The sequence below is a fragment of the Flavobacterium panici genome (assembly GCF_024499525.1).
GTDB classification, from domain to species: Bacteria; Bacteroidota; Bacteroidia; order Flavobacteriales; family Flavobacteriaceae; genus Flavobacterium; species Flavobacterium panici.
On sequence record NZ_CP100437.1, the window covers coordinates 1,512,247 to 1,525,369 of the forward strand.

The 13,123-nt window shown below is 33.3% G+C and carries 12 protein-coding genes and 1 tRNA gene; 8 read left to right on the plus strand and 5 right to left on the minus strand.

Annotated elements, in window-relative coordinates; all coding sequences use genetic code 11:
• Positions 1–202: 202 nt before the first annotated feature.
• From NLJ00_RS06740 to NLJ00_RS06750, 3 genes are all read right to left on the minus strand, one after another.
• Positions 203–2,155, minus strand: coding sequence for a PKD domain-containing protein (locus NLJ00_RS06740; protein ID WP_256636662.1), 1,953 nt, complete (start codon positions 2,153–2,155; stop codon positions 203–205).
• Between the two features lie 111 nt (positions 2,156–2,266).
• Entirely contained in the window at positions 2,267–3,244 is a 978-nt protein-coding gene (locus NLJ00_RS06745; protein ID WP_256636663.1) for a hypothetical protein, read from the minus strand.
• 189 nt (positions 3,245–3,433) lie between these two features.
• Positions 3,434–3,733, minus strand: a complete 300-nt coding sequence (locus NLJ00_RS06750) for a hypothetical protein (protein WP_053471516.1) — start codon at positions 3,731–3,733, stop codon at positions 3,434–3,436.
• Between the two features lie 129 nt (positions 3,734–3,862).
• Between NLJ00_RS06750 and NLJ00_RS06755 the strand changes: the two genes are divergently transcribed.
• From NLJ00_RS06755 to NLJ00_RS06775, 5 genes are all read left to right on the plus strand, one after another.
• Positions 3,863–4,447 carry an RNA polymerase sigma factor gene (locus NLJ00_RS06755; protein WP_256636664.1) on the plus strand — a complete coding sequence of 195 codons (585 nt, stop codon included), beginning with the start codon at positions 3,863–3,865 and terminating at the stop codon, positions 4,445–4,447.
• Between the two features lie 2 nt (positions 4,448–4,449).
• Entirely contained in the window at positions 4,450–5,172 is a 723-nt protein-coding gene (locus tag NLJ00_RS06760) for a tetratricopeptide repeat protein (RefSeq protein ID WP_256636665.1), read from the plus strand.
• A gap of 200 nt (positions 5,173–5,372) precedes the next feature.
• The gene (locus NLJ00_RS06765; protein WP_256636666.1) at positions 5,373–6,152 is read left to right on the plus strand and encodes a TatD family hydrolase; all 780 of its coding nucleotides are present in this window, start codon (positions 5,373–5,375) and stop codon (positions 6,150–6,152) included.
• Positions 6,153–6,216: 64 nt separating this feature from the next.
• Positions 6,217–7,353 carry a 1-acyl-sn-glycerol-3-phosphate acyltransferase gene (locus NLJ00_RS06770; RefSeq protein WP_053471512.1) on the plus strand — a complete coding sequence of 379 codons (1,137 nt, stop codon included), beginning with the start codon at positions 6,217–6,219 and terminating at the stop codon, positions 7,351–7,353.
• Entirely contained in the window at positions 7,343–8,374 is a 1,032-nt protein-coding gene (locus tag NLJ00_RS06775) for an asparaginase (protein WP_256636669.1), read from the plus strand. The genes NLJ00_RS06770 and NLJ00_RS06775 overlap by 11 nt, the downstream gene beginning before the upstream one ends.
• A gap of 187 nt (positions 8,375–8,561) precedes the next feature.
• On the opposite strand, the gene NLJ00_RS06780 is transcribed toward NLJ00_RS06775, so the two are convergent.
• Complete coding sequence (locus NLJ00_RS06780) at positions 8,562–9,803, minus strand: MFS transporter (RefSeq protein ID WP_256636670.1); 1,242 nt, start codon at positions 9,801–9,803, stop codon at positions 8,562–8,564.
• A gap of 90 nt (positions 9,804–9,893) precedes the next feature.
• On the opposite strand from NLJ00_RS06780, the gene NLJ00_RS06785 reads away from it, so the two are divergent.
• The 3 genes from NLJ00_RS06785 (at position 9,894) to NLJ00_RS06795 (ending at position 12,440) form a co-directional block, all read left to right on the plus strand.
• Positions 9,894–10,763 (plus strand): LysR substrate-binding domain-containing protein, encoded by an 870-nt coding sequence (locus tag NLJ00_RS06785; RefSeq protein ID WP_256636671.1) that lies wholly within the window; start codon positions 9,894–9,896, stop codon positions 10,761–10,763.
• A 62-nt stretch (positions 10,764–10,825) separates the two neighbouring features.
• Positions 10,826–10,912: transfer RNA gene (locus tag NLJ00_RS06790), tRNA-Ser, on the plus strand.
• A 220-nt stretch (positions 10,913–11,132) separates the two neighbouring features.
• Complete coding sequence (locus tag NLJ00_RS06795) at positions 11,133–12,440, plus strand: Fic family protein (protein WP_256636672.1); 1,308 nt, start codon at positions 11,133–11,135, stop codon at positions 12,438–12,440.
• Between the two features lie 90 nt (positions 12,441–12,530).
• Here the strand turns inward: NLJ00_RS06795 and NLJ00_RS06800 are convergent, their stop codons facing one another.
• On the minus strand, positions 12,531–12,929 hold the full coding sequence (locus NLJ00_RS06800) for a helix-turn-helix domain-containing protein (protein ID WP_256636673.1): 399 nt from the start codon (positions 12,927–12,929) through the stop codon (positions 12,531–12,533).
• Positions 12,930–13,123: the final 194 nt, after the last annotated feature.

Sequence of the window (13,123 nt, forward strand, 5' to 3'; positions counted from 1 at the left end):
CAGTCTGAGAGAAGTCGAAGACCTTTTTCGTTATAAAGCCTTCGACTTCGCTCAGGATGACATTGGTGTTTTGATTTTTTTGCCACGAATTTCCCGAATTTCCACTAATTATTTCAGCATTGATTCGTGAAAATTAGTGCAATTTGTGGCAAACCTCTTAGCGTATCTCTGTGTATCCTTTGTGTGCCTTTGTGGAATAACCTTAAAACTTCCATATTCCATAAACTTGAAAGTAATTAAAATTCTGTTCAAAATTAATTACGTAGCGCGCGCCTAAACTCGGTCCAATTCTCGCGAAACCTGCCGTTAAATCAAATAAAAGCCCCGTTTTAATATCAGTAAATGAAGTTTTCATATTGTTGGTTTCTGTTTTTGTGCCAATTAAAAAACTTTCCTTATCGCCTTCATAAGTATCAATTTTTAAGTTTTGATTTTGTTCTTGCGAGACATTTATATTCGCCTGAATTCCGGCACCAATTCCGATATAATTATTAATGTTGTACCGAATCAAAATAGGAACTTCCCAATTAATATTTTTATTTTCCGTTGCAGTTGTCGTGCGTATCAATTGCCTTACCCCGTTTGCATTCGTATTAATTTGGTCTACAACCTTAACAGCACTATTATATTGGTTTAATGCATTTACCCATTCGACCTGCCAGTAAAAACGATACGATTTAAAAGGCGAAAGCGTTGCACCCAAAAAGTAACTCGTTGATTTATCTAAATCAGGATAAAAGTTGTAACCCGCTTTTACGCCAATCGAAATTCCCGGCAAAAATCGAGTAGTGGCATAATTGGTAATAATAGGTTCATTTTTATCGAAAATAATCGAAGTTCGGCTTTTGGTTTTTACCTTATGAAAGTCTTCTCCAAACTTCATCGAATATTTTACAAAACCTTTTGTACTGTCTTTTTCGTGAACATTTTTTTGTTCCGTTCCCGGAAGATAAATATTCTTAAACGTAAATATAATCTGCTTTTGTTTGATAATCGTATCGAGACAACTTACAGTTGGTTCTTCGCCTTTTGGGCAAATCGGACATTCTGGATACATGCTTTCGATCTGGAAAGTTTTCTTGTCAAACATATCCGGAATATCGGTTTCTAAACGAATTTTTCTCGCCGGACCTTCACCGTTATTTTGAAAACGGGTTTTAAAATTTACCCTTTTAAAACGTACTAATCTGTAATTCATAAAACGTCCGTTAGAACCCATTTTATTGGGATCGTGTGACGTTACGATTTCCATTTCAAGATTTTTAATCTTATGGTTTTTATAGCTTCGATTCGGAACAAAAATACCACGCATCGTAACCGTTGCGCTCGTATCTTTTATCATTTCGGGCGTTGTTTTAAACGTATAAAAAACATTACGTGTTTCTCCCGGATTTGCATCGTCAAATTCTAAAACAGAAACATTATGATAGGTTTTATTGGCGTCTAAAAGCGAAGCATCAAGATCTTCTTCTGTAGTTGTATTTCGGTATTTTTTAAGTTTGAAACTATTTTCGGCGGAAGCCACAAAATTATTCGAATCGTCAAGATCATTAACCGAAGCCACTAAGTTTTCCTTTACTTCACGTTCGTTTGCATAGGTTCTAAAATCACTTAATTCGAAGTTATTATGTTTGAATTGCTTTTCATTATAAAATAAATAAAGCTTTCCGCTGGAAACATAATTCTCTAAGTTTTGATAACTTACTACGACTACCATTTCCTGTTCCGGAATAGGATCACAATTTTTGAGAATCGCAAAACCATTTTGATCTGCAATAGAAGCAATGTCTTTATAATTTGTATCTGTAATATCATTTACAGCCACTTTTTTCGGGCGTGTTGCAGGAGGTTTTCCGTTGTCGTAATTGTTGGTTACGGCAAGCCTTGTTGTATAAGTTCCTTTGTTCTTATAGACATGTTTTGGCTCTGCTTCTTTACTATAATGTCCGTCGCCGAGTTCCCATAAATAAGAATAACTTGGCTTTGGCGCGCCGGCAATTGGAATCAACGGTGGCGTTTCGGGTTTGAAAGAAACAGCATTTCCGTTTTGAATAAATCCAATATTAGCTCTTCGGGTTATGGTGTCTTTTACTTTGGTTTGTCCTATTGAAAAAAGCGAGAATAGAATAAAGAAAATAGACAGTTGTGGTTTCATAACTAGACAGTTTTTAGTTCTAAAATCATCATAATCAATTTTAAAACAGGATTAAATGTAAAAAAAAGTGATGAGCAAATCATCACTTTCTCTTAAAAAAGCATTTATAAGTTACTGAATGGCATTAATTGCAGCAACAAGTTGAGCTTCGGTACCGACTGTTGTTTCGGCTAGTGTAAAGGTGTAAACAGCATTTGCAGTTGTAGTCACTCCTTTTATGGCATATCTCCAGTTTCCATTATCTTCTGTTGCGAAAATAATGTGACAAGCAAGACCAATAGGAATTTGTCCGTAGTGTTCGCTGAACAATCCTTCGGCAGTATACGTATCCAATTTTGCAAGAGCATTTGTACCTTCACCATCATAAGAAAGATATACAGCACTGTTTGTATTGTTGTATCCGTCTAGAACATCAACTAAAATAGTAGTTTTAGGTCTTGGATCGCTGTAAAAACGGTCAACATTTGTCCATCCAAAGTTTCCAAAAGTTACATAATAACTGTTTCCTTCGCCCTGAACGCCGCCTTTTCCGTCGGCACCTCTGGCATCTTTCCATGCTAAATCACCGTCTTCCTCAATTACACCAGTCCACAATGTCATGGCATTGTCATAACCGTCAGTTAGCGCAGTTGGAACCACTAAACTTAAATAACAAGATGTTTGTAATTCAACACCGCCTTGAGTTGCTTTAATAAAGAATTCTCCGCCCGAAATTAAAAGGTTTTTCTTTCCGTCTGGCGTAATTCCCATTGTTGGTTTGTTGGTAACCAGCATATTTCCTTTATCAAAAAGTTCGATATATTCGATATTAACTTCTCCCGTTACAGCATTTCCGTTTTTAGTAAGACAGTTTCCGTTGATATGTAATTTTACACCTTTTGCAGACGTAAGCGTTACCATACCATCTCCGGCCGTAATGGTAAAGTTTTGTGTATTTCTTTTTACTCCTTTTTCGCTTATGCTTTTAAAAGCTGCTGATGTTGGAGGCAGAATAACATTGCTTGTGTCATCGCCATCGCTCGTGTCGCAGCTTACAAAAGAAACTAATAATAGGAATAAAAGTCCGATAGTTTTAAAATTTGTGTTCATAATTTCTAGTTTTTATAAATCTGACTTGATCGTCAAGTGGTTTTCAGATTCTGGTTATTAATTACAATCTTATATCAATTAAGGTTTGATATTGTTACCCCTGTTTTTCAAAAAATATTTTTATTGTGCTTATAGGGTTATATCAACTTGTGGTTTTATTTGTTACCCCTGTTTTGATTTTTTTTTGATTTATGCCGAAAGACATTTGTCTTCAAAGAGATTTCCGTCTTCATCAACAGCCACAAGAATGTTTTGCTTCCGCGAAAGCGTAACAATTAAATAGATCCAGACAATTGACCAAATCCCGAAAGTGAGACAGGTAAGAAATAAGTGCAGAAAATGTTTGATAACTTTTTTTTCTCTGCATAAAACAACATAGGGTAGTTTCTCGTTATGTTCTACGATTACAAAGCCATTACGGGTCTTAGCAGAGATCATTTTGTAAAATTGATCTAAAGTCTTGTCGTTGGTAAATTGATAAGTTTCCATTTTCTCTTAATTTTTAACTCTTTTAAAAGATTTTTGTTTCCTTATATCAACTGCAATTGTTAATTGTTACCCTTTTATTTGAAATTTTTTGAGATTCTTTTTTAACTTTATCTGATTAAAAGTTTTTTTATGAGTAAAACTAAAGTGCATGCTGACCAAAAGTATATTGACGGGCTTGCTGCAAACGATTCGTTAGTGATTCAATCTATATATAAAAAGTATGTTCCTAAAGTCGTAATGTTTATTATGAACAATTCTGGCGACAGAGACCACGCTCAGGACATTGTTCAGGAAGTATTGATTTTGCTTTTTAATCAGGCCAAAGCCAATTCGCTGCAATTAACCTGTCCGTTTGATGCGTACTTTTTTCTTTTGTGTAAAAGAAAATGGCTCAACGAATTGAAAAAAACATCCAACAAAGGGGTAACAATTATTGAAGATGCAGTATCTATGAATGAATCTGCATTAGAGCTGATTGGGCAAACCGAAGAATTTGATGAAAAACAACAGCTTTTTGACACCATGTTTCAGAAATTAGGAGACAAATGCAAAGAGTTATTAAAGTTGAGTTTTGAAATTAAATCAATGGAAGAAGTGGCCGAAAAACTAAACGTAACATACGGTTATGTTCGTAAAAAAAAGTCGCTTTGTGTTGGCCAGTTAACGCAATGGATTCAGGAAGCAAAAAACTTTAATTCTTTAAAAAACGATTAGTCATGAACGAAGAACGCTATATATTATTTGATGAATATCTTCAAGGCGAATTAACGATTGAGGCCAAAAATGATTTTGAAAAACAATTGTTAGAAGATCCTGAATTTGCTTCGGAATTTGAGACTTTTAAAAACATACAATTTCAATTGAACAATAAATTTGGATTTGAGCAGGAAAGAGAAATTTTTAAAGAGAATTTAAGTCAGATTTCTGAAAGACATTTTGATAATAAACCAAAAGTAATTGGCTTAAAACCTTGGTATCTGGCAGTTGCAGCTTCGGTTGCCGTTTTATTCGGATTGTTCTTTTTTAATTATAATCAGAATCCTGTTTATGGAGATTACAATAATCCGGAACACGCTTCTTTTACCGAAAGATCTACTGCCGATGAAGATTTAAAAGCAGCAGAAAAAGCATTTAATCATAAAACATATAATAAAGCAATTCCGCTTTTTGAAACGATTTTACAAAAAAACAAAACAGCAGAAATTCAGTTTTTTTATGGAGTTTCTCTTTTAGAAGAAAGCCATTATATAAAAGCCGAAGCTATTTTTAACGAATTAAAAGCTGGAGGTTCTGCCTATAAAGACAAAGCAGTTTGGTATTTAGCTTTATCTAAATTAAAGCAAAAAGATTACGAAGGATGTAAAAAAATCCTTGAAACCATTTCAGAAGATTATGAAGGTTACGATCAGGTGGAAGAGCTTTTGCATCAATTGGATTAGTTATTTCACAAAGAAACACAAAGATTTTATACAGAGATTCGCAAAGTTTAAAAAGCTTTGCGATTTTTCTTTCTATAAGATCAACAAAAATCCGCTTTCATCCGCACTTTCACGAAGTGAATTCGTAAAATCCGTGTGCCAACAAGCAATTGCTATTCTTTTAATATTGTCGTAATTTTGACAACTTTAAAATTAGACCATTGAATTCAACACCTATTATTACCGATACACACACGCACTTGTATTCTGAAGAATTTGATCAGGATCGTGACGAAATGATTCAACGCGCCATCAATGCCGGAATTACCCGCTTTTTTATTCCAGCAATTGACGCTAAGGCAACACAATCAATGTATGACCTAGAGAAAAATTATCCGGAGAATATTTTCCTGATGATGGGTTTACATCCCACTTATGTAAAAGATAATTATGAGGAGGAATTAGCGCATGTAGAAACCGAATTATCAAATCGAAAATTCTACGCTGTGGGCGAAATAGGAATCGATTTGTATTGGGATAAAACGCATTTAAAAGAACAGCAAACAGCTTTTAAAAGACAAATTCAGCTGGCAAAACAATACAAATTACCCATTGTAATTCATTGCCGTGAAGCCTTTGATGAAATCTTTGAAATTCTGGAAGAAGAAAAATCTGAAGATTTATTTGGGATTTTTCATTGTTTTTCCGGAACTTTAGTACAAGCACAGCAAGCGATTTCTTACAATATGAAATTAGGAATTGGAGGCGTGGTAACATTCAAGAACGGAAAAATCGACCAGTTTTTAAATCAAATTGATTTAAAACACATTGTATTGGAGACCGATTCGCCTTATTTGGCGCCAATTCCATACAGAGGGAAAAGAAATGAGAGCAGTTATTTAGTTAATGTAATTTCAAAGCTGGCAGACTTATATGATGTGTCTGAAGAAGAGATTGCAGCAATAACAACTCAAAATTCAAAAGACGTTTTTGGGATTTAACCAAAGCCTTACAAAACTTTAATTTTTTTTTTGTTCTTTTGCCCACTTAAAACCAATATAAATAATGCAGAAATTTGATGCCATTCGACCGTTTTATGATTCCGAAATAAATGAAGCACTTCATGATGTTGTAAATCACCCTATGATGAAAACCATGATGAACTTTACTTTTCCGGAACTAGAAGATGAGGTTTGGAAAGATCAATTAAGGAAAACGCATTCGATTCGTGATTTTCAATGCAATTTTATTTATAACACCATACAAAAGGTTTTGGAGAAAAGTTCTGAAGGCTTAACAACTTCGGGATTTGAGAAACTGGAACCAAATACTTCTTATCTATTTATCTCCAATCACAGAGATATTTTATTAGATACAACTTTATTAAATGTTTGTTTGTTTGAACATGGTTTGGTAATGACGGCGTCTGCAATTGGAGACAATTTGGTTAAAAAAGCTTTCCTGGCAACTTTAGCAAAATTAAACAGAAACTTTTTGGTTTTAAGAGGATTAACACCTCGTGAAATGCTGCAAAGTTCTAAACTGCTTGCCGAATATATGGGGCAGTTATTGCTTCGCGAAAATCGTTCGGTTTGGATTGCACAAAGAGAAGGAAGAACGAAAGATGGAAATGATGAAACCAATCCAGGCGTTTTAAAAATGATTGGAATGGGTTCTGACGAAGAAAATTTAATGGATTATTTTAAGAAATTAAAAATCGTTCCTGTTTCTATATCTTATGAATATGATCCTACAGATGTTTTGAAAATGCCGCAATTAATGGCAGAATCAAAAAACGAAGTTTACGTTAAAGATAAAAACGAAGATTTCATGACCATTTTAAGTGGTATCATGGGAACTAAAAAAAGAATACATATTTCTGTTGGCGATGTTTTAGATACTGAAATTGATAAAATCGTAGCAGAAAATGACAACGTAAACAAACAAGTTCAGGCTTTGGCACAAGTTATTGATGATACCATTTTGACAAATTATCAATTATGGCCAACTAATTTTATTGCTTACGATATTTTAAACGAAACAACAAGATTTGCTCATTTGTATAAAGAAAGTGAAAAATCACTTTTTGAGCGTCGTTTAGAAATGCGAATCGGAAGCGATAATCCTGTTACAAGACAAGGATTTCTGGCAATGTATGCTAATCCGGTTGTCAATAAATTAAAATACCAAGATGTCATCTAAAGCAAAAATACTTTTGATTTATACCGGAGGAACTATCGGTATGAGCAAAGACTTTGAAACTGGAGCGCTTAAAGCATTCAACTTTAGTAAACTAATACAGAAGATCCCAGAGATTAAACAATTAGATTGTGAAATTGAATCGGTTTCTTTTGAAAATCCAATAGATTCATCCAACATGAATCCGAAAATGTGGACTAAGATTGCTACAATTATCGAGGAAAATTACATTTCTTATGATGGATTTGTCGTGCTGCACGGCTCAGATACTATGTCATATTCGGCTTCGGCATTAAGCTTTATGCTGGAAAATTTAGCAAAACCAGTTGTTTTTACAGGATCGCAGTTACCAATTGGGGATTTGCGTACCGATGCTAAAGAAAATCTTATTACAGCGATTCAAATTGCTTCATTACAGGAAAATGGAAAACCTGTTATCAATGAAGTTTCTTTGTATTTTGAATACAAATTATACCGAGGAAACAGAACTTCAAAAGTAAATGCTGAACATTTTAGAGCTTTTACAGCGCCAAATTATCCTGAATTGGTAGAATCTGGTGTGCATTTAAAATTAAATTCGCATTTATTTCTTCCAATAAAAAAAGATGCTGAACTGATTGTTCACAAAAACTTAGACAATCACGTGGCGATTATAAAAATGTTTCCGGGAATGAGCGAAGTAGTTTTGGCTTCGATCCTGTCAACTCCAGATTTACGCGGAATTGTTTTAGAAACTTACGGCTCAGGAAATGCTCCAACCGAAGAGTGGTTTTTGAACTTAATTGAAAAAGCAATCAAATCCGGAATGCATATTGTAAACGTAACGCAATGTTCTGGCGGAAGCGTAAACATGGGACAATATGAAACCAGTACAGCCTTAAAATCTCTTGGCGTTATTTCTGGAAAAGATATTACTACAGAAGCCGCAATTACAAAATTGATGTATTTGCTTGGGCATAATATTCCGCAAAACGAATTTAAAGATGTCTTTGAAACTGCTTTGCGAGGGGAAATTTCGTTATAAAATTCCAAATTTTTAAATTCCAAATTCCAAAACTGATAGATGTTTGTCATTTCGAGGAACGAGAAATCGCACTAGAAATTCGACAAAGATTGACGCTTTTAGGAACGGAGTTACTTGTGCGATTTCTCGTTCCTCTAAATGACAAAATTGCGTACAATTGGAATTTGGAATTTTTTTATTGGAATTATTAAAATTCTGAATCTTTATAATGAACCGGACAAGTCTCTAAATCTTCTTGAGAACTACGATTTTTGTAATACACATAAACAATCACAGAAAGAATACAAATTATTCCCTGAATAGCAACCGTATGTCTGGTTCCGATAATGTGCGAAACGTATCCAATAATTAAACTTCCCACAGGAATCATTCCCTGATAAGCCATTAAATAATAACTAATACTTCTTGATCGCATATTTACAGCACTTTGTGTCTGCACATAAATGTTGATGGATGAAGTTTGAGCCATCATTCCTATACCACTCAAGGCCATGCAAATAAGCGCTACAGTCAAATTATTTGAATACGCTAGTATAATGATGCTAAAACCTAATAATAAGCTCGCAGCGATCATTATTTTACTCATATGATCTGATTTTTTAAGATTTGCCAAATAAATCGCAGATAAAATCGAACCAATTCCGGCAGCGCTTTCAAACCAGCTGAAAGTTTGTGCGTTTCCGCTAAAAATATCTTTGGCAAAAACCGGCATCAGTGTATTAAAAGAAATTACAAATAAACTGCTGCACATTAACATCAAAAGCATTTTGGCCATTTCGGCTTCTTTTTTTACGTAATCAAAACCTTCAATAAAATCTTCAAGCATTTTAAATTTATCAACAGCTTTAATGTGCGGCGTAATTTTCATCATTAAAAGCGAAATTAAAACTGGAATATAGCTCAGGAAATTTCCAATAAAACAAATGTCTTCACCATAATTGTGCAGAATAATTCCGGCTAGTGCAGGACCTGCAATTCGGGCAAAATTATTTAAAGTTGAATTTAGTGCAACGGCATTTGGGAGATCTTCTTTGTTATCAACAATATCAATCATCATCGTTTGTCTGCAGGTCATGTCAAACGCATTTATAATTCCCTGAATAAGGCTTAAAGCGAGGATAAAGTTAATATTGTAAATTTTAAAATAAATTAAAATTGCCAAAGCTCCGGCTTGAAGCATCGCTAAGGACTGCAATAAAAGCATTGCTTTGTGTCTGTCGTAACGTCCAATAATACTTCCTGCTAAAGGTGCCAGAAACAAAGACGGAATCATGCTTAAAAAAGTAGTCAATCCTAATAAAAATACAGATCCCGTTATGCTGTAAACCATCCAGCTTATGGCAGTTTTCTGCATCCATGTTCCAATAACTGAAACCGATTGCCCGTAGAAGAATAACTTGAAGTTTTTAGATTTTAACGCTTTAAACATGATCTTAAATATTTAATACAAAGGTCGGGATTATGATTTCATTAGAAAAATTAATAATTTTACTGATAATAAGTATTAAAACTTATCAATATGGAAATTTATCAACTCGAATACTTTATTAAAACAGCTGAGGTTCTTCATTTTACAAAAGCTGCAGAATTGTGTTTTGTAACGCAGTCCGGGCTTTCGCAGCAAATAAAAAAACTAGAAGAAGAACTCGGCCTGCCTTTGTTCAAGCGGATTGGGAAGAAAGTACAGCTTACAGAAGCGGGCTCTGTTTTTTTAATTCACGCCAAAAAAGTAGTCGAAAATGTAGAAAACGGAAAACAGGCAATTGAGGATTTAAACGAAATGATTGGCGGCGAATTGCGAATTGGTGTAACTTATGTTTTTGGTTTATTAATTCTTCCCATCGTCAATACATTCGCTAAACAATACCAGAATCTCAAAATTGTTGTTGAATACGGAACTACAGAAGCTTTAGAACAAAAACTTCTTGATAATCAATTAGATGTTGTTTTAGTTGTTTCATCGCACGAAATTGAACTGCCAATTCAAAAAGTGCCTTTGTTTACTTCTTACATGGTTTTGGCGGTTTCAAAAAACCACGCTTTAGCAGATTTAGATAAAATAGCTTTTAAAAAAATAGAAGAAATTCCGCTGGTATTGCCCGGAAAAGGATCGAATTCGAGAGAATTTGTAGAAGAGTTATTTCAGAAATTTAATATGAAACCTAAAATTTCAATAGAACTGCATTCTATACACGCTTTATTGCAAATGGTAGAGAACAGTGATTGGGCAACGATCGTGGCTGAAAAAGCTTTAAAAGGATGGGATCAGCTCAAAGCGATACAAATTACCGGTGTTGCAACCAAAAGAGAATCTTTTATGCTAACGATTGGTGGTTATCAAAAAAAAGCAGTAAAAATATTTATGGAAGAATTTAAAAAAAGCATTTAAAAGTAATCTTAGATTTTATTTTTGAAACTCGATTTTTTTTGTGTTCTTTGCAGACCAATAATAGAAAGGTGTCCGAGTGGTTTAAGGAGCTAGCCTGGAAAGCTAGTATATGGGTAACTGTATCGAGGGTTCGAATCCCTTCCTTTCTGCAAATTTTAAGTAAAACCTGTGAATTATTTTCGCAGGTTTTTTTTATTGGTTTTAGGATATAAATTATTAACAGATGAATAAAGTTGTAATAATATAACCTAAAAAAGATTGTTACAGAAAATGATGCTATAAGGTAATTACGGAAAACTGTAAAAATAGGGAGATTTAAACAAAATCTCCCTATTTTTATCTATATTTGTTTTTGTAAAATTGTTCATTATGATCGAAAATGCCCCAAAAGTGCACTTCACTACAAAGATATTTGCATTGGTGAATAAACCAGATATGGTTTTGAAAATCAAAGAGATTAATAACGAATATTTGTATTGGGATAAACTAAAATATAAAAAAGTTCCAGATTTAGAGCCAGAACAACTATGGTCTGCCGTAAAAATGGCCCGTGCAGTCAATTATAAAAATATAAATTTTGGTAAGTATCAATTTAATTATGTAAGTACGGATTATATTCAAAAAATTCTTCATTATTTTGATATGAATATCGGTGGTTATATGGGAGCTAAAAATGTGGTTCCCGATGCTGATAAAACTAGATATTTGGTAAGTGCTATTATGGAAGAAGCGATTTCGAGCAGTCAGATCGAAGGAGCTAATACTACACGTAAAAAGGCAAAAGAAATGCTTCGTAAAGAAGTAAAGCCAAAAACAAAGTCAGAACAAATGATTGTAAATAATTATGTTACAATCAAACAGATTACCCAAAATCGAAATGATGATTTAACACCTGAGAGATTATTATATATTCATGGTTTAATATCTTGTGATACTTTAGATGATAAAAAAGAAGAAGGGGCTTTCAGAATATCTGATGATGTTCATGTGGTCAATCATGTTGATGGAGAAGTAGTCCATACGCCACCTAGTAACAAAGAATTAGAAAGTTTGATTCAAGATTTATGTGATTTTTTTAATAAAGATACTAAAGAAACTTTTATTCATCCAATTCTAAAAGCTATTGTAATTCACTTTATGATAGGTTACATACATCCTTTTACTGATGGAAATGGAAGAACGGCGCGTGCTTTATTTTACTGGTATTTATTAAAAAAAGGATATTGGCTTACCGAATATTTGTCTATTTCGAAAATTATTCAGGATAGTAAAACTCAATATGAAAAAGCTTATTTATATACTGAAGCTGACGCTAATGATTTGACTTATTTTATGACATATCATTTAAAAGTAATGGATAAATCTTTTGAAGCTTTGAAAGAGTATATTCAGTTAAAACAAAAAGAAAATTTACAAATTGCAAGTTTTATTAGGATTCCCAATGTCAATGAGCGTCAGGCACAATTATTGAAAATTATTTTTGATGAACCTGAAAGTATTTTTACAGTAAAAGAAGTAGAAAATCGTTTTCAGGTATCAAAATACACAGCAAGAACAGATTTAAATATGTTGGTAGAAATGAAGTTTTTAGAAGCAATTCAGGTTAACAAGATTAAACAGAATTTTATACGCTCCGAAAATTTTGAATCCTTATTAGCAAAATATAAAATCAAATAAATTTTGAAATCTGTCTAATGAAACTAAAACAAAAAAGAGATCTTGATAAGATCTCTTTTTTATTGCAATATGTTATAATTAAAAAAGAATTTATTTCTCTTTTAATAATTTCTCCAAATACTCATTTTTATCCTTTTCAGCCTGAACCAAACGTTCATAAAGTTCAACAACTTTGTCTAAAGGATTGAAATTGCAATGATTAGATTGTGGCGCAACAATACTCCCATTAATTTCATTATCGTAAATATTATTAAAATAATTGATTACGGCTTCTTCCGAAAAGTTTTTAATTGCTTCAACAGTCATTCCAAGTACCTTTGCCACTTCTTTTAGCTTGTCATCGTCTATGGTTTCGCTGTTTTCCATAGCCGAAACAGTTTGTTGGCTCATTCCTAAAGCTTGTGCCAAAGCTTCTTGTTTCATGTCTTTTAGTTCACGAATACGGCTAATTTTTCGCCCTATATGATATGGTTTTGTTGCTGTGCTCATGAATCAAAGGTATTTAAAAATTTTTAAAGAAAAATAGATTTTAGTAAAAAACAGGCTCGTTTTTGTAAGATACGGTTTTCATTATTGATGTAAATCTGTTGGAGAGTTTTATCGGAAAATCTAAACTACAAGGCAAAAGGTCTTAAAGAAATAAATTTCTAAACTAGCCCCGATAGAAACGGTATCCTTTTGTG